Genomic DNA, 23,528 nt, shown 5'->3' on the forward strand with positions numbered 1-23,528 from the left:
GGACGGGCACTTGCGGCCCTGGCAGCGGGCGAACGGACACTTGCGGCCCTTGGAGCGGGTTAAGTGCTCGTTCGGCGAATCAGAGGCCGTACTTCTCGAGGAGCTGAAGCCATACTTCGCTGACTGTGGGATAGGCCGGCACTGCGTGCCACAACCGGTCCAGGGGTAACTCCCCCACCACGGCGATGGTGGCAGCGTGCAGCAACTCGGCAACATCCGGTCCCGCGAAGGTGGCTCCCAGAAGCACGTTGCGGTCCTCATCCACCACCAGTTGCGCCCAGCCGTCATAGTGCTCCGAATGAAGGGAGGATCCGGCCACCTGGATGGGCAGTTCCACGCTGGAAGCGTTGTGGCCGTCAGCTGCAGCCTGCTCGACGCTCCGGCCCACTGTGGCAACTTCGGGATCGGTGAAAAGAACCCTTGGCGCTGCATGGAGGTCCAACGTTGGAGCCTGGCCCCAGGTCTCCGCGCCCGGAGCGGCACCATTGGCTCTGGCCAGAATGGCGTTGCTGGTTACCCGGGCCGCGTATTTGCCCTGATGGGTGTACATGGCGGTCCCGGCTGCGTCACCGACGGCATATAGCCACGGGTCAGGTTCCTTGGTTCCCTGGACCAATCCGGAGGCTTCCGTGATGAGGCTCATCCTGCCCTCCGCGGCGTCAAGTCCCAGGGTTTCCAAGCCGAGCCCTTCCACGGCGGGCCGCCTGCCCATCGCCAGCAGGACCCTGTCCGCGGTGATACTCGCTCCATCGCTGAGAGCCAAGGTGTAGCTCCCGTCCCCGTTGTCACTGATGTTTTTGGCAGTGGTGCCGAGGTGGATTTCGACGCCATCTGCGCGCAGGCCGGCTGTTACGAGGTTTGCAGCCTCCTCCGGAAAATTTCCCAGCAGGGCGCTCCGGGCTACGAGGGTCACCCTGGAGCCCAGCCTGGCGAACGCCTGGGACAGTTCGGTGCCGGACATCCCGCCACCAAGAACTGCCAGCCGCTGCGGAATCTCCTGGGTGGACGTTGCTTCGCGTGTGCCCCAAACCTTGAGCCCAGCCAGACCGTCGATGGATGGAATGTTGGGGATCGAGCCTGTTGCCAGGACAACGGCGTGGCGGGCCGTGAACCGGTAGGAGTTACCGTCCAGGCCGTCGGCCTCCACTGTGCGAGGGCCCGTGAGCCGTCCCCGGCCGCGGATCAGTTCGATCCCGGCTTCGCTCAACCACGTCGCATGCGTGTGGTCCTGCCAGTTGGAGGTCAGGTGGTTCCGGCGTCGAAGCACTGCCTCCGCATTGAGTGTGCGGGTCACGGCTTCCTCCGCCCCGGGTACCGTCTGTGCAGCATGGAGTGCAGTGCCGGAGCGGAGCAGGGCTTTGGACGGCAGGCATGCCCAGTAGGCGGATTCGCCCCCTGCCAGTTGTGCTTCCACCAGGACAGCTCTCAGTCCGCCCTGGGCCACCCGACGGGCCACGGTTTCGCCGGCTGCCCCCGCGCCGATCACTACGACATCACATTCCTTGTTCAGGAACTCAGGCGTCATGGGAATAGCCTACGCCGCGGACTGTGGGCGGCCACGGGCTTCTCTGGTCCTGCGGGGCTTAAACTCAAAGGTCCGCAGCGGCGTACCGTTGCGGACCTTTTCTGTGCGCCCAGAGGGATTCGAACCCCCGGCCTTCTGTTCCGTAGACAGACGCTCTATCCAGCTGAGCTATGGGCGCATATTGTGTTTCGCGGAGTATCTCTCTCCCCGAACCTCGAATTACTTTACGCGAGGGTGGCCCGGAGTGCCAAATCGAAACGCATGTAATGTAGCCGACTAGACCGGTCTAGGTGACCTTCATCACTTAAACGAGGGCATTTCAATGGAGTTTTATTGAATCTACGCGGAATTGACTAGTAAAAGGCGCTGACCTGCACCTTCAGAGCCAAAAACCGACGCGCCCCGGCCAATAACATTTAGGACACACCGATGACCCCGAGGAAGGGAACCGCAATGGGCGATCTGGCGCAGAAGCCGCTGCTTGAGAAAGCACCCACCACACATGCTGCTTTGCTGGCATGGGTCGAAGAGGTTGCTGAGCTTACGCAGCCGGACCGTATCCACTGGGTTGATGGATCCGAAGAGGAAAATACACGCCTCACTGATGAGCTCGTTGAAGCGGGAACCCTGACCCGCTTGAACCAGGAGCTCTTCCCCAACTCCTTTGCCGCGTTCTCCGATCCAGCAGACGTGGCACGCGTCGAAGAGCAGACCTTCATTTGCTCCGAGAACGAACGCGACGCCGGCTTCACCAACAACTGGATGGCCCCGGCCACCATGAAGGAAAAGCTGCGCTCCCTCTTCGCAGGTTCCATGCGCGGCCGCACCATGTACGTCATTCCTTTCGTTATGGGCCACCTTGATGCCGAGGATCCCAAGTTCGGCGTGGAGATCACGGACAGCGCTTACGTTGTTGCCTCTATGCGGATCATGGCCCGCATCGGTACCGATGTGCTCAACCGCATTACCGAAACAGACGCCTTCTTTGTTCCGGCCCTGCACTCCCTGGGTGCACCGCTCGAAGCCGGGCAGGCTGACGTGCCGTGGCCGTGCAACCCGGACAAATGGATTGTCCACTTCCCCGAAGAGCGCTCCATCTGGTCCTTCGGCTCAGGCTACGGCGGCAACGCCCTGCTGGGAAAGAAGTGCTATGCCCTGCGGATCGCCTCCGTCATGGCCCGCGACGAGGGCTGGCTGGCCGAGCACATGCTCATCCTGAAGCTCACGTCCCCCGAGCAGAAGACCTACTACGTCTCCGCTGCCTTCCCCTCCGCCTGCGGCAAGACCAACCTGGCCCTGCTTGACCCCACCATCCAGGGCTGGAAGGTTGAGACCCTCGGAGACGACATCACCTGGATGCGCTTCGGAAAGGAAGGCGAACTCCGGGCAGTCAACCCCGAAGCCGGTCTCTTCGGCGTGGCACCGGGCACCGGCTGGGGCACCAACCCCAACGCCATGCGCGCCATCGCCAAGGGCAACAGCATCTTCACCAACGTTGCACTGACGGACGACGGCGGCGTGTGGTGGGAGGGCATGACCGAGGAAGTGCCCGCGCACCTCACCGACTGGCAGGGCAACTCCTGGACCGCGGATTCGGACAAGCCGGCCGCACACCCGAACTCCCGCTTCTGCACGCCGATCGACCAGATCGACATGCTGGCCGAGGAGTACAACAGCCCGGACGGCGTTGAGCTGTCCGCCATCCTGTTCGGCGGCCGCCGGAAGACCACCATCCCGCTGGTTACCGAAGCACGCAGCTGGTCCAACGGCATCTTCATGGGCTCCACGCTGTCTTCCGAGACCACTGCTGCGGCAGCGGGCGCGGTTGGTGTTGTCCGCCGCGACCCCATGGCCATGCTCCCGTTCATCGGCTACGACGCAGGGGATTACCTGAACCACTGGGTGAACCTGTCCGCCAAGGCCAATCCGGAGCGCCTGCCCAAGATTTTCCTGGTCAACTGGTTCCGCCGCAACTCGGAGGGCGGCTTCGCCTGGCCTGGCTTCGGCGACAACGCACGCGTCCTCAAGTGGGCCATCGAGCGGCTCGAAGGCAAGGCCGACGCCGTGGAGACCCCCATCGGATTCGTCCCCACCGGTGACTCCATCGATCTCGAAGGCCTGGACATGACTCCAGCGCAGGTTGAGGAAGCTGTCCGCGTCGACCCGGCCGAATGGGAAACGGAACTGGCTTCCATCGAAGAATGGTTCGCCAACTTCGGTGACTCGCTTCCCGAAGCATTGCAGACCGAGCTGGCCGGCCTGAAGTCCCGCCTGGGCTAGTCCACCGCTTCCCTCGGCGGCGGAGTCCCTTGTTAGAACGACGGCGGCCCCGCACCTTTTCAACAAAGGTGCGGGGCCGTCGTCGTACTTGCCCGAACGGACACTTAAGCCCCGGGGCTTAAGTGTCCATTCGGGCGTCTGCTAGGAGGCCAGCCAGATGTCGGGGCCGAAGACCTCGTAGTGGATCCTGGTCGCGGGTATGCCCGCGTTGATGGCCTCGTTGCGGATGCTCTTCATGAAGGGCAGCGGCCCGCAGAGATAGAGGGATGCATCTGCAGGCAGGTCCACCTCCCGCAGGGACATAAACCCCTCGTAAGACCCTGCGGCAGGCTCTTCGAGCCAGAGCTTTAGTTCCGCGCCGTCCAGGCGGTCGACGTCGTCCGTCATCTGGCCGCGCAGCGCCCAGTTGTCCAGGGTGCTTTCCGCGTGAAGTACGAGGATCTCACGGTCCGACCCTGACTCGGCAAGGGATCTGAGGATGGAGGCCGTGGGGGTGCAGCCGATGCCGGCCGAAGCCAGGACAACCGGGCCGTCGCCTTCCTTGAGGGTGATCTCGCCATAGGGGTTGGAGATTTGCAGTACGTCCCCGATCTTCACGGAGTTGTGCAGTACGGGGGATACCTCCCCGTCGTCGTCCAGCTTTGTGGTGAAGGTCCTGCTGGTGCCCGCACCGCCGGAGAGTGAGTACTGCCGGACCTGGCGCAGGCCATCAGGGAGCTGGACCTTGACGCTGACGTACTGTCCGGGCAGGGCAGGCGTTATGGGGGTTTCGTCAGAGGGTTCCAGGGTAATGGTCATGGCGCCGGTGCCGGCCGGGGTCTTCGCGGCAACCCGCCACGGCGTCCACATCCTGCCGTTGGCCTGAATGGAGTACAGCCCTTTCTCGATTTTGATCAGCGCATCGGCCATAAGCCAGTACACCTCGGTCCAGGCTTCCGCGATTTCGGGAGTGATGACTTCGGCCAGGTCCTCCGCGATGGCAGCGAAGAGGTGTTCGTACACCACCTGGTACTGCGGCTCGGTGATCCCCAGCGAAGCGTGGCGATGGGCGATGCGGGAGAGCACTGTCTCAGGCAGGGTTCCGGGATTGTTGACAAGGTGGGTGGCGAAGGCGGCGATGCTTCCGGCGAGGGCCTGCTGCTGGTTGCCGGAGCGCTGGTTCGAGCGGCTGAACAGGCCGTCCAGCAGCTCCGGGTGGGCGGCGAAAAGCCGGGAGTAGAAGTTTGGCGTGATGGCGCCGATCCGGGAACCGACGAGCGGCAGGGTTGCCTCAATAACGGGGCGGGACTTGTCCGAGAGCATGTGTACTCCTGAGATAGGGGACCGGACCTTCGCCCGATCGTGGAGAAAACCTGTATTCGAAATACAAGTTTTCCTGCCTTAAGTTCTACTCCTTGTAGAAAATGTAAGCAAATCCGGCGACGCTAAATTCCTGGGCGCAGTCCGATCATCTCGAATACAGGAGTCATCTGAGCGGAATTGGGGAGCTCCGAGACCACCACGTCATCAAGTTCGCGGTAAAACGCCTCGCGGGCCCGGGCCAGTGCCCTCCTCAGGTTGCATTCATGGATCAGGGGGCAGTCTCCGGATGGAGCTATGCAGTCGGCGGCGTCCGTCCGTGTATTGAGCGCCCGCAGGATCTGGCCTACGGTTGCCAGCCGTCCTGCAGCGCTGAGCCTGGCGCCGCCTGTCCTGCCCCGCTCTACCTCGATCAGTCCCAGGCCGCGGAGCTTGGCCATTGCCTTGCTGACGTGGTTGTAAGGCGTGGCCACAGCGTTGGCGATGTTCTGGGTGGTGAGGAGGCTGCCCTCAGGGGCGGCCGCCAGCACCATCAGTGCCCGGAGGCTCACATCTGCGAAGGCGTTAATTCTCATGGCGGGGCGGCGGTCTAGTCCACCCAGACGGTGGGCTCGTTGGTGTCAGCGGACAGCTGGCCGAATTCCCACTCGCGGGTTGCTGGGTTGGCGGCGTACGGGAGGACGGCCGCAAAGACGGACCCGTCTCGGTGTTCCGCGGCCACGTGGATGGCGTCCGATTCGTCTTCGACCAGGAGGATGTCGCAGACCACTGCCGTGGCCCGGAAATCCGCGCGGTTTTGGCGGAGGAGCTCGGTAATGTCGCCGATCATCGTGTCGGCATCGAAGTCGGCGCCGGAGCCTTCTGCGGGGTCGGCCGGCGAGACGGCCACGAGCCGGACCTCGCCGTCGTTCTCCACCACCAGGGCAAACGGCAGGAAACCACCGTTGCGCTGGAGCTGCTCCTGGGCGGCGCCCACCCCGGTTCCCAGCAGATTCTCCAGGTCGGAGGCAGTCGCATCGGGAACCGACTCCCGCCAGGAGGAATTTGGGCCGGCACTGCCGCCGGTATGGTCAGCCACCGATTCAGCCCCGGACAAGTGACAGGACGCGGTCCCGCACGCGTTCCATGGTTGCCCGGTCAGTTGCTTCGGCGTTCAGGCGCAGGAACGGCTCCGTGTTGGAGGGGCGCAGGTTGAACCAGTAGCTGCCGTCGTTGGCGGTGAAGGTGCTGCCGTCCATGGTGTCGATGGTGATGTCTTCACTGGAAAAGTCTGCCCGCACGCGCTCAACTGCAGCGGTCTTGTCCTCGATTTCCGAGTTGATTTCCCCGGAGGAAACGTAGGGTTCGTACTCGCGGCCGAGTTCCGACAGTGGCCCATCCTGCTCACCGAGCGCGGCGAGGACGTGCATTGCCGCCAGCATTCCCGTGTCGGCGTTCCAGAAGTCGCGGAAGTAGAAGTGCGCCGAATGCTCGCCGCCGAACACCGCCCCTTCCTCCGCCATGACTGCCTTGATGAAGGAGTGGCCAACCCGCGTACGGACGGCACGGCCGCCGTCGTGCTCCACCAGTTCCGGCACCGCGCGGGAGGTGAGGAGGTTGTGGATGATGGTGGGGTTTGCCTCGCCCTGCGCCTGGGCGCGGGCGATTTCACGGCGGGCGACCATGCCGGTAATGGCCGACGGCGATACCGGTTCGCCCTTTTCGTCGATGACAAAGCAGCGGTCTGCATCGCCGTCGAAGGCCAGGCCGATGTCAGCGCCGTGTTCAATGACAGCGGCCTGCAGGTCGCGGAGGTTCTCCGGTTCCAGCGGGTTGGCCGGGTGGTTGGGGAAGGACCCGTCCAGTTCGAAGTACAGCGGGATGATCTCAAACGGTAGCTTGGGCAGCAGGGCGTCGCCCAGGACTGCGGGTGTGGTGAGGCCGGCCATGCCGTTGCCGGCGTCGACCACCACCTTAAGGGGGCGGGAGCCGGAGAGGTCCACCAGCTGGCGGAGGTACTCCGCGTAGTCCTTCAGGACATCGTGTACACCGATCAGTCCGCGGGTGGGAGCGGCAGGAATGGATCCGGTGTTGAGGTACTGCTCGGCGAGGGCCTGGATCTCCTTGAGCCCGGATTCGGACGAGATGGGCTGGGCGCCGGGTTTGGACATCTTGATGCCGTTGTACTCAGCCGGGTTGTGGCTTGCGGTGAACGTTGCCCCGGCCGCATTGAGGGACCCGCAGGCAAAGTAGAGCTCATCGGTGGAGATCAGGTCCAGGAGCTGGACGTTTGCGCCGCGGGTGGCGGCGCCGTCGGCGAATGCCTTGCTGAACTCAGGGGATGAGGGGCGCATGTCCCCGCCCACCAGGACGGTCTGGCCCTCAAGCTGAAGGACGTCTACGAACGCGGCGCCAACTGCTTCGACGATTTCTGCCGTGATGGAATCGCCCACGATGCCCCGGACGTCGTACGCCTTGAAGGAAGCCGAGAGGTCAAAAGTCTTTGTCTGTTCGCTAGTCACGGGTCTTATCTTACGTTGAAGCGCGGTGCCGCCTGTTGAGGGATAGTGCTGTCCCTGATCGCGCCAGGGTCTGGCCTTTGGTCTGCTCGAGCGGGGCGTGGCTTTCCACATAGGGACACTCCTGCTTCTGGCTGTCGGTGGTGGCTGGGATACTGAATCAATGGTCGATAACCAGAACGCCGCCCTTCTTTCCGCCGTAGCTCCTCCGCTTGCCCCTGCCTCTTCAGCTTCTCCAACCCGGCTCCAGGCACTTGAGGTCCTGCGTGAACTCGTGGGCCACCCGTCGGCTGAATTCCATGACGGACAGTTTGAGGCGATTGAAGCACTGGTCGACGGCGGGCGGCGGGCATTGGTGGTCCAGCGCACCGGCTGGGGCAAGTCGGCCGTCTACTTTGTGGCGTCCCTGCTCCTCAGGCGCCGGGGTGCCGGCCCAACGCTGATCGTGTCGCCGCTGCTCGCACTGATGCGGGACCAGGTGGCCGCGGCGGCCCGGGCCGGGGTACGGGCAGTTGCCATCAACTCGGCGAACCAGCTGGAGTGGGACACCGTCCGGGAACAGCTCGCCGCCGATGAAGTGGACGTCCTCCTGGTGTCGCCGGAGAGGCTCACCAACCCCTCGTTCCGTGAGAACCAGTTGCCGGAGCTGATCCGGCGCACAGGCCTGCTGGTCATCGACGAAGCACACTGTATCTCCGACTGGGGCCATGATTTCCGGCCGGACTACCGCCGGATTGCAGACCTGATCACGCAGCTTCCGGAGACAGTCCCGGTGCTGGCCACCACTGCCACGGCGAACTCACGCGTGGTCCACGATATCGAGGACCAGCTGGGTGCAGGCGTCCTGACCATCCGCGGCGCCCTGGGCCGGGATTCGTTGAGGCTGGGCGTCCTCGCGCTTCCCAATTCACGGGAGCGCCTTGCCTGGCTCCTGACCCACCTCGCTGACCTTCCCGGCAGCGGCATCATCTACACGCTGACAGTTTCGGCGGCGGAAGACACCGCCCGGCTGCTTGCGGAAGCCGGTCACAAGGTTCTCTCATACACCGGCAGGACGGATCCTGCCGACAGGGAGCGGGCGGAACAGCTGCTCAAGGACAACCAGGTCAAGGCGCTCGTGGCCACCTCGGCCCTGGGGATGGGCTTTGACAAGCCTGACCTGGGCTTTGTGGTCCACCTGGGTGCGCCGTCTTCCCCCGTGGCCTACTACCAGCAGGTTGGGCGCGCAGGCCGTGGTGCGGCCAACGCGGATGTCCTGCTGCTGCCGGGTTCCGAGGACCGCGATATCTGGCAGTACTTCGCCACTGCTTCGATGCCTTCCGAGGAGAAGGCCACTGCTGTCCTGACGGCCCTCGCCGAGGCCGGGGCGGCCGTTTCCACCGTGGCACTGGAGGCGCGCGTTGACCTCCGGCGCACACCGCTGGAACTGCTGCTCAAGGTCCTGGCCGTCGATGGCGCCGTTGAACGTGTGGGCGGGGGATGGCGGTCAACTGGCCGGCCCTGGTTCTACGACGCCGAGCGTTACCGCCGGATCGCCGAGGCCCGGGTGGATGAGCAGGATTCAATGGTGATCTACCAGGACACTGCCGGGTGCCGGATGGAGTTCATCACGTCGGTCCTGGACGATGAAACAGCTCACCCCTGCGGCCGGTGCGACAACTGCGCGGGCCGATGGTTTCAGGCTGAGATCGCCGCAGACGCAACAGCAGCAGCCGGCCAGACCCTCAGCCGTGCGGGCGGGGTCCTGGAGGCGCGGCTGCAGTGGCCCAGCGGCATGGACCGACTGGGTGTCCCGGTCAAAGGGAAAATCAAGCCCCATGAAAGCCTGGCGGACGGCCGGGTCCTTGCGCGGCTGACCGATCTCGGCTGGGGCGGGGCACTCCGCGAAGTTTTTGCGGCCGGCGCCCCGGACCGGCCCATTGATCCCGGCATGCTGCAGGCGTGCGTGCAGGTATTGCGTGAATGGGGAACCGGCGATGGACGCAATCCGGGATGGAGCGGCGCTGGCCGGCCGGCAGCAATCGTCAGCCTTCCGTCACGCAGCAAACCTGAGCTGGTCAGGACCCTGGCGCAGGGTATTTCGGAGATCGGCCGGATGCCCTACCTCGGTGAACTGCAGCTGGGTCATGGCGGGCCTACCGGCGGGCGCGGCGGCAACAGCGCCTACCGGCTGGCAGGAGTCTGGGACCGGCTGGTGGTGGGCCCGGAGCTGGAGGCCGCCCTGGCTTCGCTTCAGGGCCAGAGCGTGATGCTGATCGACGACCTCGTGGACAGCCGCTGGACGGTTACCGTGGCCGGACGCGCCCTGCGGCAGGCGGGGGCGGGGGCTGTCCTTCCGCTGGTGCTTGGCCAGGCCGGCTGACCTCAGCGCCGGCGTGCCGCTGCAGGGTGAGGCTGTCCGCCGTGCTGAAAAGCATCAAAACGGCCATGGTCAGGAAGGCCCCGCGGAACGGCCCGGCAGCGTCCTGCGGGAACGCCCCGGCACCTTCGAAAAGTCGGATCAGCAAGGCGGCAACGGCGATGCCTGCGCCGGTGGCCAGCTGCACCAGGGTAGCCGAGACTGCGTTGGCCGAGGTGAGCTGCGCTGGAACGATGTCCGCGTACTGCACGGAGGCATAAGCCGAGAAACCTATGGAACGGAAAGCGCCGCTGCAGACCAGAAGGGCAAACACCAGCGCTTCGGGAGTGTCCGGGGTGAGCAGGGCGCATAAGGCGAAGGTCGCTGCTGAAGCAAACGAAGCAAAGACCAGCATCACCTTGAAACCGAAGCGCCTGATCAGCAGTGTGGTGGTAGGTTTGATTCCTATGTTGCCGACAAACACCGCCGCCACCATGATGCCGGCGTGCAACGGCGTCCAGCCAAAGCCTGCCTGGAACATCAGTGGCAGGAGGAAAGGCACCGACCCAATGGTCAGACGGTAAACAAACCCGCCGGTGGCCATGGCCCGGAACGTGCGGGTCCGAAACACGTTGAGGTCAAAAAGCGGGTTGCTGGTCCGCCTCATCCACAGGGCTGCACCTGCGAGCGCGGCCACTCCGGCCGCTGCGGTGAGCGCAGCCCAGGGACCGTCAGGATGGCCTGCAGCCAACTCCAGGCCCACCACCAGGGCACCTACTCCGGAAGTCGTCAGCAGCAGGCCCAGCCAGTCAAGCCGCCGCCTGCTGTCGCTCGCCCCGGCGGGAACCAGCCTCAAAGCAGCGATAAAGGCCGCGAGCCCCAGCGGCAGGTTGATCAGGAAGATCCAATGCCAGGAGAGGTAGGTCGTCAGGGCTCCGCCTACCAAGGGGGCCAGCACCGGAGCAAGGAGACCAGGCCAGACCAGGAAGGCTGTAGCCCGCAGGAGCTCGGACTTGGGGGTCCCACGCAGCACAACCAGAGTGCCCACAGGAACCATCATCGCCCCGCCTGCCCCCTGCAGGACACGGCTGAGCGTCAGCATGGTCAGGTCCTGGCTCAGGGCACACAGGAGCGATGCAACGGTGAAGATGGCAATAGCCAGGCAAAACACCCGCCGGGCGCCGAGCCGTTCCGCAAGCCAGCCACTCAGGGGAATCCCCATGGCAACTGTCATGAGGTAGGCCGTCATGGTGATGTTGACGTCGGCGGCCGGCACCGAAAAGTCTCCGGCGATACTCGGAATGGCGGTGGTAAGGACTGTGCCGTCGAGGAACTCCATAAAGAACGTGGCAGCCACCAGCAGCGCCAAACGCGGATTCCACGCCTGGCTGCTGCCTGGAGTCGTCTCCACCGGATTGCTTGCTGCCATCCATTTATCCTGCCACCGCGGGTACGGTGCGGGCCTGTCGTGTCCGCACCCCGGACGCGCCGTTCCCCCAACTGGGTAGCGCTAACTGCCCTTTTGAGCGCCCATAACGGCAGTTAGCGCTACCCAGTTGGGTCGGCTGATACGAAGGTCCCGGGATACGCAAAAGGCCCCGGTCCAGGGACCGGGGCCAAACGCGGAGACGGGGGGATTTGAACCCCCGGTGGAGTTGTGCCCCACACTTCATTAGCAGTGAAGCCCATTCGGCCGCTCTGGCACGTCTCCAATTGCTATTCCTAGCCCACCAAGGATACGCAGAATGAGGCACCCAGCGCAAAACGGCTGATGGCAAGCCGTTCGGCGTCCGCCGGGAGGGAGCGCCGCACCTCAAGCCCCACCCTTATGCCGAACCGCCGGCAAGGGTCCGCCACAGGAAGTGCTGGCTGCGGGCCTGCAGCGCGGCCGCCTGCCGGTTGTCCGATGCCCCCGCATGGCCTCCCTCGAGCGCCTCGTGGTACCAGACGTTCGGGATGCCCATGGCCTGCATCCGGGCAGCCATTTTTCTGGCCTGGACCGGGCCAACCCTGTCGTCCGAGGTTGCGGTCCAGATGAACGTTTCCGGATATTCCACCCCGTCCCTGAGCAGATGGTACGGCGAGAAAGTCCGTATGAACTCCCATTCCTCGGGCACGTCCGGGTCACCGTACTCGGCGATCCACGAGTGCCCCGCCGACAGCTTGGTGTAGCGGCGCATATCAAGCAGGGGGACGCCGCAGGACACGGCGCCAAAAAGCTCCGGGTAGCTGGTGAGCATGTTTCCCACCAGCAAGCCGCCGTTGGACCCGCCGACGCAGCCAAGCCGCTCCCGCGAGGTCACCCCGCGGGAGATGAGGTGCCGCGCCACTGCCGCGAAGTCCTCGTAGGCCCGGTGCCTGTTTTCCTTCAGGGCCGCGCGGTGCCAGGCCGGTCCGTATTCGCCGCCGCCGCGGATGTTTGCCACCACGTAGACGCCGCCACGGGAGTAGGACTCCGCATTATCGGGCCCGGCGGCCTGCGCTGTGCGCCGTTCCAGCCAGGCCCTGCCCACCGAGCCGCTGTAGGCGGGGGTGCGGGAGATCTCGAAGCCTCCGTAGCCGGAAAGCTGTGTTGGGTTCTGGCCGTCTAGGACAAGATCCCGGGAGGCCACCTGGAAGTACGGGACCCTGGTGCCGTCGGCCGAGACGGCGAAGTGCTGCTGGACCTCGTACTTTTCGTCGTCAAAGAACGACGGCGACGCCTTGACCGCCGCATGATTGCTCACCACCGATGCGGTACCGGACGCGTCTGCGGTTCCGTCTGCGCCTGCGGGTACGGCCCGCCGCTCAAGCGTTCCGCGCATCAGCGTGCTGGGGGTGGTGAACCCGGTGGCCACCAGCCAGAAATCGTCTCCGGCGCCGCCGTCGGTGTGGCTTTCGTCCTCGTCATCCACGGCGTAGGCGTTCACGTCGTGCAGCGGAGGGCAGGCATCCAGCAGCGAGGAGGCCCAGGCGCCCTCGCCGTCGGCTCCAGGCCGGGACGGATCAAGCACCCGGATCTCGGAAGACACGTCCCGCAGCAGGTTCAGCAGCAGGAAGTTCCGGGTCCAGCTCCACGACTGCAGGGACGTGTGCGCGTCCGGGGTAAAGAGCACAGACAGATCCCGGGCTCCGGCGAGGTAATCCTCAAACCTGGCGGCCAGCAGCGAACCTGCCGGGTAGGTAGTCCCGCCAACCGCCCAGTCACCTTGGGGCCGGAAGAGCAGCCACTCCCGGTGGGCGCTCAGGTTCACGTCGGTGGGGGCGTCGATTTCAACCCAGGATCCGTCCTGCCGGAAGAACGTGCTGCGGTTGAAGAAGTCAATGTAGTCCACGGCGAACGTGCGCTTGAAGCCCGGCGTGGAGTCGTGCGCCACCGCCGCCATCATGTGGTTCTCGGCCACGTCAAAGAGCAGCGCTGCGGAACCGAGGGCTTCGCCCCGCCGCAGCGTCACCGCGGTCCGGGGGTAGGAGGATGCTGTCCGCGGCAGGTCCCCGGCTGTGGAGGCGACCAGCAGCGTATCGGCATCCAGCCACGAAATGTTGCCCTTCGCCGTCGGGAGGTCAAAGCCGCCGTCAGCCGGGTCAACAAAACGGCGGGTTTCGACGTCGAACTCGCGGTAGCGGTTTGCGTCGCCGCCGTCGGGGGAGAGCGCCACGAGCGCCAGCCGGTGCGGTTCGCCGGCAGCCGGTCGCAGGAAAGTTGCTCCATGGAAGACCCATTCCTCGCCCTCGGCAGCGGCCAGCGCATCCACATCCAACAGGACATCCCACTCGGGGTTCTCCGTCTGGTAGCTATCCCAGGTGGTGCGGCGCCACAGTCCTTTCGGGTTCTCCTGGTCCTTCCAAAAGTTGTAGTACCAGTCGCCGCGCTTGCCCACCATGGCGATCCTGTCCGTGGAGTCCAGCACCTCCAGGATGCCGCCCTCCAATGCCGCATAGTCGGCGTCTTCCAGCAGATCCTCCGTGCGGGCGTTCTGCTCCCGGACCCAGTCCAGCTGCTGCTCACCGTAAATTTCCTCAAGCCAGACATTCTCGTCGGTGGGTTCAGGGGCTGTGCCGGAAAGTGCAGAAGGAACGGGGGCACCCGGCGCGGGCGGTGGAACAGCTGCAGTGGTGGTCATGCGCCCATCCAAACAACATCTAAGCGCCGCAAGCAAGTCAAGCGGGCAAGACACATGCCGATACTCTGGATGCCGTGGGTAAATCGCAGAGCATCCGGACAGCCATCATCGGCGCCGGCCCCCGGGGTACCAGCGTGCTGGAACGCCTGCTCGCCCACCGTGCCGCCCACGGCGGAGCCGCGCCCCTCCACATCGACATGGTCGATCCCTATCCGGCAGGCCCCGGGCACGTCTGGCAGCCCGGCCAGTCGCGCCTGTACCTGATGAACACGCAGTCCTTCTACCCCACGGTCATTCCCGAGGATCCCCAGCTGGCCCCCGCCATCAGCGGCACTACTTTTGACCAGTGGCGAAACCGCCAGCAGCACCATCCGCTGCCCTCCCTCACAGCCGAGGAAAAGGCCGAACTCGCCGCGCTCACGTCCCGGGACTTTCCGAGCCGCGCCCTGTATGGACGCTACCTCCGCAGCACGCTGGAGGAACTGACAAGCCAGCTGCCCGACGGCGTCACCGTCACATTCCATGAAACGTCAGCTTCAACTGTGCGCCGGTCAGGCAAGGAAACGTTCGACGTCGGCCTGGCGAACGGCGCTTCACTCACCGCGGACTCCGTGGTCTTGGCCCTGGGCCATATCCCGTCCCGGCTCAACGCCGAACAGCGGGAGCTGCTGGCCTCAGCTGACCGGCTTGGCCTGCGGTACCTGCCGCCCGCCGTACCTGCGGACGTGGACTGGCAGGAGGTCCCCCCAGGCGAGCCCGTCCTGGTTCGCGGCATGGGCCTGAACTTTTTTGACGCCATGGTGCAGCTGACGGAGGCCCGGGGTGGAAAATTCATCGACGCCGGACCGGTACTGACGTATGAACCGTCCGGCCAGGAGCCGCTGATCATCGCCGCGTCCCGCCGCGGCACGCCCTACCGGGCCAAAGCCGCCCTTGAGGGGTACTACCCCGAGTCCGTCAAGCTCCGATACCTGACTGATGCGGCATTGGCACGCTTTGCTGCCGCCGGGATCAGGCCGGGCTTTGATCATGACCTCTGGCCGCTGCTGCACCGGGACACCCTCTGGGCCTACTACTCCACGCTGGTGCGCTCGCAGCCGGGGGCGGCAGCGGATCCCGCCAGTTTCCTTGCCGAGCTCGAGGAAGCGCTCCGGCCGCATGCCCACAGTGCGGCCAATTGGGAGGAAGCTGTGGAGAGTGTGCTGGCCGTCCATATCGGGCCACGGCACCGGCTGGACCTCCTGGGCCTCGCCTCCCCGTTGGCTGGCCACCGGTTCGCGTCGCGGGGCGAGCTGGATGCCGCCGTCGTGGAGTACCTGCTCGATGATGTCCGCCGCTCCGCGCTGGGTGAGCAGGACCCCGTCAAAATGGCGATCGGAGCCCTGCATCGCGGCCGCGCTGTGCTCAAAACGGCAGTGGCCGACGGCGGGATCACCGACGAGTCGTGGGTGGGCGGACTGAGGGGCTGGTTTGAGTCGTTTGTGGAAGGGCTCGCCAGCGGACCTCCCGCATTGCGGTCCGAACAACTGGCAGCGCTGGCCCGCGCGGGTGTGGTCAGCTTTGTGGGTCCCGATCCCAAGTTCGGCATCGACCGGCGGAACGGGATGTTCACCGCCGCGTCGCCGTGGGTGACGGGTCCGCCGGCTGCGGCAAAAACCATGATTGAAGCCCTGGCGCCGGCGAACCGGGTCTCGGCCAGCGCCTCCCCGCTGCTGGAGCGGCTGCTGGCGGACGGGCTGGTCCGGCCACGGCTGATGATGACGGCTGAGGGTGCTCCGGTGGAAGCAACGGGACTCGACGTCAGCCCGCATCCCTACCGTCCGCTGGCGGCAAACGGTTCGGTGACCGCCGGGCTCTACGTCCTGGGCCTGCAGCTCTCGGCTTCCCAGTGGGGCACAGCCATTGCCGCGGAGGCTTTCCAGCCGGGCGGCCCCGCTTACCCAAGCGGTCAGCGTACCCTCCGGGACGCCGACGAAATCGCCCGCGCCATCCTGGGGGTCTGACCGGCTCCACGCCGGAAACGTGCACCCCTGCCGGCGTTGGGCACCACTGCCGACATGTCAAAGTGCCCGAAAGAAATTTTTCGCCGCCCAGGCGAGGCAGCCGACGGCGCCGGGTGTGTCACCTGCCGTAGCAGGGAGTCCTGAAAACGTCATAACCGCTTCGGCCGCCGTCGCTGGATACCGCCGGCAGGGAACTTTCTTTACCCCTCATTCCGTCCCGTTGAGGCAGATGTCCCCGTGTTGATTAATGCGTCCTCATTGCCTTCTGCGACGCCGCATGCAGCCCGGTTAACTCCGGTTTCTTCGCATTGCTGGCCCGCTTCAGGCGTCCGGTGATCTCTGCTCTGATGGTGGACACAAGCCGGTCGGAAGGGTCGCACAGGTCAGGACCCACCTCCTCAAGCGCAGAAAGAATCCGCCATGAAACACCCGCATTTGCCCATTGGAACCGCTCCCTCCCATGGAGTAAGGGCTGCCATGTCTACAGGCGCAACAACGGCCAGGACGGCTGCCAGGATGGCAGGGGCGGCAGCAGCGATCGCCGTCGCGCTGGTGGTGTCAGGTTGTGGCGGTCCGGCGACAGCCCAGCAAGGCGCGGACGGTGCTGCGGGAACGGAAGTGAAGACCGTCCGCTACCAGGGTTCGCCCAACACCGTCTCACTGCTGGAGGTGGCCGAGGACCTCGGATACCTGGAGGACGTGAAGCTGGAGTGGGTCAGCAATACCACCAGCGGCCCGCAAAGCATCCAATCGGTGGCAACTGACCAGACTGACATTGGGGGAGCCTTCACCGGCGCCGTGATCAAGCTGATTGAGGCAGGGGCGCCCGTGCAGGCTGTCATCAACTACTACGGGGAGGACAAGGACACCTTCACCGGGTACTACGTGGAAGAGGGAAGTCCCATCAAAACGGCCCGGGACCTGATCGGCAAAAAGATCGCCGTAAACACCCTGGGCGCCCACCACGAGGCAGTCATCACCACGCACCTGAAGAACAGCGGCCTGACACCGGAAGAAATCAAGCAGGTCCAGCTGGTGGTGGTCCCGCCGAACGAAACCGAAGTAGCCCTCCGCAAGAAGCAGGTGGACGTTGGCACCCTGGGCGGTGTGCTCCAGGACCGGGCCCTTGCCGAGGGCGGCGTCCGTGCTCTCTTCACTGACGTTGGCGTGATCGGCGGACCGTTCGACGCCGGCCAGTATGTCCTGCGGAAGGACTTCATCGCCCAGAACCCTGAAACCAGCCGCACCCTGGTGACGGGAGTAGCAAAAGCCATTGAGTGGGAGCGGACCACCCCGCCGGAGCAGGTGATCGCCAAGTTCGAGGAAATCATCACCAAGCGGGGCCGCAACGAGAGCACCGAAACCCTGAAGTACTGGAAGAGTGTGGGCGTTGCGTCCACCGGCGGACGCATTCAGGACAGCGACTTCACCCGCTGGGAGGACTACCTCCGTTCCGCGGGGATCATCAACGGCCCGCTGGACACCAACAAGCTCTACACCAACGAGTTCAACGGGCTGGAAACAACGCCGGCTACGCCAACCTCGAAAGGATAGCCATGACACCCAAAATAAGCCTCCGGAATGTGACCAAGGAGTTTGCAGTCCGTCAGGGCAAAGGCGAAGGCAGGAGCAGTGGACAGCGTGTCCTGACAGCGCTGGATGACCTCAGCTTGGATGTGGCCGACGGCGAATTCCTCACCCTCGTAGGCCCCAGCGGTTCGGGAAAAACAACCCTCCTGGACCTGCTGGCCGGCCTGTCCCGCCCCACCTCCGGCAAAGTCCTGGTGGACGGAAACGAAGTGTCAGGGCCAGGCCAGGACCGGGCGGTGGTGTTCCAGCAGTACGCGCTGTTCCCTTGGCGCACAGCATCAGCCAACGTGTCCATTGGCTTGGAGAACAAGGGCCTGTCCAGGAAACAGCGGGCCGGGATCGCCAGCGAATTCCTTGACCTTGTAGGCCTGGCCGGCTTTGAGGACCGGTATCCGCATGAACTCTCCGGCGGCATGAAGCAGCGCGTGGCAATTGCCAGAAGCCTCGCCTATGAGCCGGACGTTCTGCTGATGGATGAGCCGTTTGCAGCCCTGGACGCCCAGACCCGTGAGCAACTCCAGGACGAGCTCCTGCGCATCTGGAAAGCAACAGGAAAAACCATTGTGTTCATCACCCACGGCATCGATGAGGCCGTCTACCTCGGCCAGCGGGTGGCGGTGCTTAGCGCCCGGCCCGGCAGGCTGAAGGAAATTGTGGACATCGACATCCCAGACCGCGACGGCGACGCGGACATCCGCTCCCATCCGGCGTTTGTGGAGCACCGGCACCAGGTCTGGTCCCTCCTGCACGACGAGGTCCGGCTGGCGCAGGACTCCGGTCACCGGAAAATCCTGCCGGACGGGACCGCCCCCGATGAACTGCCGCTTGAGAGGAGCGTGGCCTGATGACTTCCGTCATTACCAAACCAGAAGTGCCGGCAACAGCCGTTGCAGCGACGAGATCCGGGGAACGTCGCGCCGTCGGCCGTTCCGCCGGAGCCGAGGGGCGTCCCGGCGGGCGGGACAGAATCCGGGAGGGGCTTTCCCGGCTGGCTGGCCGCGCCGCCCGGGCGGGATGGAAGTCCCTCGCTGTCCTGCTCTTCCTGGCCCTGTGGGAAGTCGGGCCGCTGTACCTGGCAGGTCCGTCCACCCGGGTGTTCCTGCCTCCGCTGCACGAGGTGCTGGCAGCAGGAGCCAAACTGGTGCAGTCCGGCCAGTTGCAGAGCCACCTGCAGGCCAGCCTCACCCGCTCCGTGTCGGGATTTAGCATCGCCGTAGTGTCGGCCGTGGTGCTGGGGCTCCTCATCGCCTGGTACGGCTGGTTGAATTCTTTCCTGAATCCGCTGCTGGAGCTCTTCCGGAACACCGCCACCCTGGCCCTGCTTCCGGTGTTCACGCTGCTGCTGGGCATCGGCGAGGAATCCAAAATCACCATCGTTGCCTACGCGGCATTCTTCCCGGTGCTGCTGAACACCATCGCTGGCGTCCGGACCGTTGACCCGCTGCTGATCAGGGCCGCCAAATCGCTGGGACTGAACAGCTTCCGGCTCTTCCAGAAGGTCATCCTGCCCTCGGCCGTCCCCACCATCTTCACCGGCATCAGGATGGCCGGCACGTCATCCATCCTGGTGCTGATTGCCGCAGAAATGGTGGGCGCCAAGGCCGGGCTGGGTTACCTGATCGTCAATTCGCAAATGAGCTTCCTTATCCCGGACATGTACGCAGGGATCCTCACCGTCTCGGTGCTGGGACTCCTGGTGAACGTGCTGCTGGTGGCACTGGAACGCCACTTCTCCCGCTGGCGCACCGCCGTCGGCTCCACATCCTGAATCCATTCCCGTCTGAACTGCAAAGGAAACAACAATGACCGTCATCACCGAAACCAAGCTTCAGTTCACCAAACTGGGTTCCCGCATTGGCGCTGAGATCCGCGGGCTGGACCTCAGCGCGGAGCTCAGCGAAGGCACCATCACCCAGATCCGGGAAGCCCTCAATATCCATAAGGCACTGGTCTTCCGCGAGGCAAACATCCGCACCGATGAGGAACAGGTGCGGTTCGCCAGCCGCTTCGGCCCGCTCACCAAGGCGCACCCGACGGTGGCATCCGTGGATGGCAAGCCCGCCGTACTGCCCGTGGACAGCGAAAACGGCAGCGCCAACAACTGGCATACGGACGTCACTTTTGTGGTGAACCCGCCGCAGGCCTCCACCTTGCGGAGCATCACGCTGCCGGCCTATGGCGGGGAAACCCTCATCGCCTCATCCGCCGGGGCCTACCTGGATCTGCCGGAGGAACTGCGGAACTTCGCAGACACGCTCTGGGCTGTCCACACAAACGACTACGACTACTCGGTGCCCAAGAACCTGGAACACGCCAACGCCGCCGAACGGCGCAAGGAATTCACCAGGATCCATTTCGAGTCCGCCCATCCTGTGGTCCGGGTCCATCCCCTGACGGGGGAGCGGGGTCTGTTCATCGGCGGGTTTGCCCAGCGGCTGAGGATCGTGGGGCTGTCCAACACCGAGTCCAGGGATATCCTGCGCCTGCTGCAGGCCTACGTAACCCGCCCCGAAAACGTGGTCCGCGTCAACTGGGAGCCGGACCAGCTGGTGCTCTTTGATAACCGCATCACCCAGCATTACGCACCTGCCAACTATGACGGCCAGGCCCGCCAGCTGAACCGTGTCACCATCGCCGGTGACATTCCCAGGGGCGTGGATGGCAGGAGCAGCACCTCCATCCAGGGCGACTCCTCCGCCTACTCGGAGACGGTCATTGTAGAGTCCTTGCTCCAGACACCCGTGGTCGGTGGCTAGACGCGGTCCCTTCCAAAAAAGGAAGGTGCCCCTCCCGGCCTGGGACACAGGCGGGAAGGGGCACCTTCTTGTTTCCGGGAGCGGCTCAGGTACCCGAGCCAGACGCCTCGTCGCTTACCCGAGCGGTACCGGCGACAATCTTGAACATCGCACCAGTGGGATCTGCCAGAGTCACCGGCCCCAAGAGTGGTGTAGCGGAAGTCCGGTGCTTCACTCATGCACCTCATGCTGCCGGGCCGGGCTGAGACCGGGGTTGGCGGCGGACAGCGAAAAACCCCGCAGCACGAGTCAGTTATGCGGGGTTTTTCTTGCAGTCACTACACACATTGGGGGACGTATGAAGGAACTCACACCAGAGTAATAGACAGTATGCTTACTTTTCAAATCGGCTCCGTAAGTTTTCCCAGCGAGCCAGCCCGGCAAACGCTAAAGGCCGGCTGATCGCATCTTGCGATGCGGTTCAACCGGCCCTCTGACCGCTGAATGACGGCCTTAACGCGGAAGGTAAGAGATTCGAACTCTTGGTACGGGGTTACCGCACACTAGTTTTCAAGACTAGCTCCTTCGGCCGCTCGGACAACCTTCCCTAACGAGTAGTGTTTCATAGGCAGTTGGCTGCAACAAAACAGAGCCTGGAGCGCATCCGGTGCACACTGGTTCTGGGGCACGAATCAGCAAGAAACGGGAGTTCGATGAAAGCCGTCTATATATCAGAACCTGGCGGCCCGGAAGTGCTGGAGGTCCGCGACGTGGACGCCCCGGTTCCCGGGCACGGCGAGGTCCTCATCGACGTCGTAGCTGCGGGACTGAACCGGGCGGATGTGCAGCAGCGCAGGGGATTCTATCCGCCGCCGCCCGGTTCCTCGGAGGTGCCGGGGCTGGAAGTGTCGGGGAGGATCGCAGGGTTCGGCCCGGGTGTCACGAAGCCTTTCTCGCTGGGTGACAAAGTAGTGGCGCTGCTTGCCGGCGGCGGCTATGCGCAGCAGGTCGCCGTTCCGGCCGAACAGGTCCTCAGGATTCCGGACGGTGTGGACGTGGTGACTGCAGCTTCCCTGCCGGAAGTGGCTGCCACCGTGTATTCGAATTTGATCATGACGGCCCAGCTGCAGGCCGGTGAAACCGTACTGATCCACGGCGCCACGGGCGGCATTGGCACCATGGCCATCCAGCTTGCCAAGGCGTTCGGAGCAACGGTGGCAACCACTGCCGGGACGGACGAGAAAGTCGGCACCGCCAAGGCCTTCCTGGGTGCCGACATTGCCATCAATTACAGGGAGGAAGACTTCCCGGAAAGCCTGCGGCGGCAGAATGGCGGCAGGGGAGCTGACGTGATCCTGGATGTTGTGGGGGCCAAATACCTCCAGCAGAACGTGGACGCCCTGGCTGACTACGGGCGGCTGATCGTGATCGGCCTGCAGGGCGGCGCCAAGGGCGAACTGGACCTCGGCCAGCTGCTGAAGAAGCGGGCGGCGGTGGTGGCAACAGCGCTGCGGCCGCGCCCTGTCGCGGAAAAGGGAGCCATCATGAGTGCCGTCCGGGAATCGGTGTGGCCGCTCATTACGGACGGACGGATCCGGCCGCTGGTGGCCAAGACCTTCCCCCTGGACCAGGTTCGTGCAGCCCACGAGTACTTTGACAGCGGCGACCATGTGGGCAAGATTCTGCTGCTTCTCTAGCCATAAATACTCAGTATTGCTTCCGGTCCCAGAGTGGGCTAGTGTCATTCCATACGCGGTATGCACAGGTTTTGGGGGTCTGTGCATGCCGCGGCACACGCTACCGCTAGGAGCATTATGTCCATCCGTCACAGCCTCCTCGCCCTGCTGCAGGACCAGCCGCGTTATGGTTACCAGCTCAGGGTTGAGTTCGAGAACCGCACCGGAGCCACATGGCCCCTGAACATCGGTCAGGTCTACACCACGCTGGACCGGCTGGAGCGCGACGGCCTGGTAAACAACGACGGCGGCGACGGCGAAGGCCACGTGGTCTACAGCATCACCGGTGCAGGCAAGGCCGAGGTGCAGGGCTGGTTTGCCGCCCCCGTGGAGCGTAACAACCCGCCGCGGAACGAACTCGCCATCAAGCTGGCGCTCGCCGTCACATTGCCCGGCGTTGACGTGCAGGCAATCATCCAGGCCCAGAGAGTCGCATCCATCCGGGCTCTGCAGGACTACACCAAGGCCCGCCGGGACACCGCAGCAAACCAGCGTTCCGCCGACACCGCCTGGCTGCTGGTGCTGGATTCGCTGATCTTCCAGACTGAGGCTGAGGTCCGATGGCTGGACCTGTGTGAGGCGCGGATGGTGCAGCAGGCCCAGTCCGGGCAGGGAACATCACGGAAACTGTCCAACGGGGTAGCTGCGGACGAGGCCGCCCCGCTCATCGCGACCAACCGCCGGTGAGCGTCCAGGGACCACAACAGGTCCTGGAGCTGTCCAAGGTCAGCAGGACCTTCGGTGACGGAGCGACGGCGGTCGCCGCGCTCCGCGACGTAGACCTCACCATTAACGCGGGCGAGTTTGTCGCGGTGATGGGGCCTTCCGGCTCCGGTAAGTCCTCCCTGCTGGCGCTGGCTGGAGGACTGGACCAGCCGACGTCGGGCGGTGTCTTTGTGGAATCAACGCCACTCGCCCGGCTGGGACTCAATGAACTCGCGCGGCTGCGCCGCCGCGCCGTCGGCTACGTTTTCCAGGACTTCAACCTGGTTCCCACACTGACAGCGGCAGAGAACGTGGCGCTGCCCCTGGAATTGGACGGGACAGCGGCCAGGAAGGCGCACCGTCAGGCCCTTGACGCCCTCCGCCAAGTGGGGATTACGGACTTGGCCGATCGTTTCATGGATGAGATGTCCGGTGGCCAGCAGCAGCGGGTTGCCATTGCGCGCGCCATCGTGGGCAATCGCCGCCTGATCCTCGCCGACGAACCCACGGGGGCGCTGGACTCCACCACCGGCCACGGTGTGATGGAGGTCCTGCGGCAAAGGGCCGATGCCGGTGCGGCGGTCATGCTGGTGACCCATGAGGCCAGGCATGCAGCCTGGGCGGACCGGGTGGTTTTCCTGAGGGACGGCCGGATCGTGGACCAGGCAGCCGCCATGCACGATCCCACGATGCTCCTGACCCAAGCCGGGCTTTAA

Annotated in this window: 17 protein-coding genes and 3 tRNA genes; 10 read left to right on the top strand and 10 right to left on the bottom strand. The window is 64.6% G+C overall.

The window, feature by feature from the left end; translation table 11 throughout:
* Positions 1-79: 79 nt before the first annotated feature.
* Together F8G81_RS04160 and F8G81_RS04165 are read right to left on the bottom strand one after the other, a co-directional pair.
* Positions 80-1,525, bottom strand: coding sequence for a dihydrolipoyl dehydrogenase family protein (locus F8G81_RS04160; protein WP_267277763.1), 1,446 nt, complete (start codon positions 1,523-1,525; stop codon positions 80-82).
* A 104-nt stretch (positions 1,526-1,629) separates the two neighbouring features.
* Positions 1,630-1,703 (bottom strand) — tRNA-Arg (locus F8G81_RS04165).
* A 275-nt stretch (positions 1,704-1,978) separates the two neighbouring features.
* Between F8G81_RS04165 and F8G81_RS04170 the strand changes: the two genes are divergently transcribed.
* The gene (locus F8G81_RS04170) at positions 1,979-3,805 is read left to right on the top strand and encodes a phosphoenolpyruvate carboxykinase (GTP) (protein WP_267279118.1); all 1,827 of its coding nucleotides are present in this window, start codon (positions 1,979-1,981) and stop codon (positions 3,803-3,805) included.
* 141 nt (positions 3,806-3,946) lie between these two features.
* Here the strand turns inward: F8G81_RS04170 and F8G81_RS04175 are convergent, their stop codons facing one another.
* The 4 genes from F8G81_RS04175 to F8G81_RS04190 all read right to left on the bottom strand — a co-directional run bounded on the left by F8G81_RS04175 (position 3,947) and on the right by F8G81_RS04190 (position 7,605).
* On the bottom strand, positions 3,947-5,107 hold the full coding sequence (locus F8G81_RS04175) for a globin domain-containing protein (RefSeq protein WP_267277764.1): 1,161 nt from the start codon (positions 5,105-5,107) through the stop codon (positions 3,947-3,949).
* Positions 5,108-5,229: 122 nt separating this feature from the next.
* A complete protein-coding gene (locus F8G81_RS04180; RefSeq protein ID WP_267277765.1) occupies positions 5,230-5,679 on the bottom strand; it encodes an RrF2 family transcriptional regulator in 450 nt (149 codons plus the stop codon).
* Between the two features lie 14 nt (positions 5,680-5,693).
* Positions 5,694-6,182: a hypothetical protein gene (locus F8G81_RS04185; protein ID WP_267277766.1), complete on the bottom strand. Its 489-nt coding sequence runs from the start codon at positions 6,180-6,182 to the stop codon at positions 5,694-5,696.
* 4 nt (positions 6,183-6,186) lie between these two features.
* Positions 6,187-7,605: a phosphomannomutase/phosphoglucomutase gene (locus F8G81_RS04190; protein ID WP_267277767.1), complete on the bottom strand. Its 1,419-nt coding sequence runs from the start codon at positions 7,603-7,605 to the stop codon at positions 6,187-6,189.
* 160 nt (positions 7,606-7,765) lie between these two features.
* Between F8G81_RS04190 and F8G81_RS04195 the strand changes: the two genes are divergently transcribed.
* Positions 7,766-9,964, top strand: a complete 2,199-nt coding sequence (locus tag F8G81_RS04195) for a RecQ family ATP-dependent DNA helicase (RefSeq protein ID WP_267277768.1) — start codon at positions 7,766-7,768, stop codon at positions 9,962-9,964.
* Here F8G81_RS04195 and F8G81_RS04200 read toward each other — a convergent pair.
* The 3 genes from F8G81_RS04200 to F8G81_RS04210 all read right to left on the bottom strand — a co-directional run bounded on the left by F8G81_RS04200 (position 9,888) and on the right by F8G81_RS04210 (position 14,043).
* Positions 9,888-11,369 (bottom strand): MFS transporter, encoded by a 1,482-nt coding sequence (locus tag F8G81_RS04200; RefSeq protein WP_267277769.1) that lies wholly within the window; start codon positions 11,367-11,369, stop codon positions 9,888-9,890. The genes F8G81_RS04195 and F8G81_RS04200 overlap by 77 nt on opposite strands.
* A 194-nt stretch (positions 11,370-11,563) precedes the next feature.
* Positions 11,564-11,651 (bottom strand) — tRNA-Ser (locus tag F8G81_RS04205).
* Between the two features lie 115 nt (positions 11,652-11,766).
* The gene (locus F8G81_RS04210) at positions 11,767-14,043 is read right to left on the bottom strand and encodes a prolyl oligopeptidase family serine peptidase (protein ID WP_267277770.1); all 2,277 of its coding nucleotides are present in this window, start codon (positions 14,041-14,043) and stop codon (positions 11,767-11,769) included.
* 74 nt (positions 14,044-14,117) lie between these two features.
* Here F8G81_RS04210 and F8G81_RS04215 point away from each other — a divergent pair, with 74 nt between their 5' ends.
* The 5 genes from F8G81_RS04215 to F8G81_RS04235 all read left to right on the top strand — a co-directional run bounded on the left by F8G81_RS04215 (position 14,118) and on the right by F8G81_RS04235 (position 20,392).
* Positions 14,118-16,046, top strand: a complete 1,929-nt coding sequence (locus tag F8G81_RS04215; protein WP_267277771.1) for an FAD/NAD(P)-binding protein — start codon at positions 14,118-14,120, stop codon at positions 16,044-16,046.
* Positions 16,047-16,523: 477 nt separating this feature from the next.
* Positions 16,524-17,600 (top strand): ABC transporter substrate-binding protein, encoded by a 1,077-nt coding sequence (locus F8G81_RS04220; RefSeq protein WP_267277772.1) that lies wholly within the window; start codon positions 16,524-16,526, stop codon positions 17,598-17,600.
* 2 nt (positions 17,601-17,602) lie between these two features.
* The gene (locus F8G81_RS04225) at positions 17,603-18,481 is read left to right on the top strand and encodes an ABC transporter ATP-binding protein (protein ID WP_267277773.1); all 879 of its coding nucleotides are present in this window, start codon (positions 17,603-17,605) and stop codon (positions 18,479-18,481) included.
* On the top strand, positions 18,481-19,404 hold the full coding sequence (locus F8G81_RS04230) for an ABC transporter permease (RefSeq protein WP_267277774.1): 924 nt from the start codon (positions 18,481-18,483) through the stop codon (positions 19,402-19,404). The genes F8G81_RS04225 and F8G81_RS04230 overlap by 1 nt, the downstream gene beginning before the upstream one ends.
* Positions 19,405-19,438: 34 nt before the next feature.
* Positions 19,439-20,392 carry a TauD/TfdA dioxygenase family protein gene (locus F8G81_RS04235; protein ID WP_267277775.1) on the top strand — a complete coding sequence of 318 codons (954 nt, stop codon included), beginning with the start codon at positions 19,439-19,441 and terminating at the stop codon, positions 20,390-20,392.
* Positions 20,393-20,890: 498 nt separating this feature from the next.
* Here F8G81_RS04235 and F8G81_RS04240 read toward each other — a convergent pair.
* Positions 20,891-20,978: transfer RNA gene (locus tag F8G81_RS04240), tRNA-Ser, on the bottom strand.
* A 106-nt stretch (positions 20,979-21,084) separates the two neighbouring features.
* Between F8G81_RS04240 and F8G81_RS04245 the strand changes: the two genes are divergently transcribed.
* The 3 genes from F8G81_RS04245 (at position 21,085) to F8G81_RS04255 (ending at position 23,528) form a co-directional block, all read left to right on the top strand.
* A complete protein-coding gene (locus tag F8G81_RS04245) occupies positions 21,085-22,068 on the top strand; it encodes an NAD(P)H-quinone oxidoreductase (RefSeq protein WP_267277776.1) in 984 nt (327 codons plus the stop codon).
* 117 nt (positions 22,069-22,185) lie between these two features.
* Entirely contained in the window at positions 22,186-22,794 is a 609-nt protein-coding gene (locus tag F8G81_RS04250; RefSeq protein ID WP_267277777.1) for a PadR family transcriptional regulator, read from the top strand.
* Entirely contained in the window at positions 22,791-23,528 is a 738-nt protein-coding gene (locus F8G81_RS04255) for an ABC transporter ATP-binding protein (protein WP_267277778.1), read from the top strand. Before F8G81_RS04250 ends, F8G81_RS04255 begins: the two co-directional genes overlap by 4 nt.

It is taken from the genome of Arthrobacter sp. CDRTa11 (assembly GCF_026427775.1).
Lineage (GTDB): Bacteria > Actinomycetota > Actinomycetes > Actinomycetales > Micrococcaceae > Arthrobacter.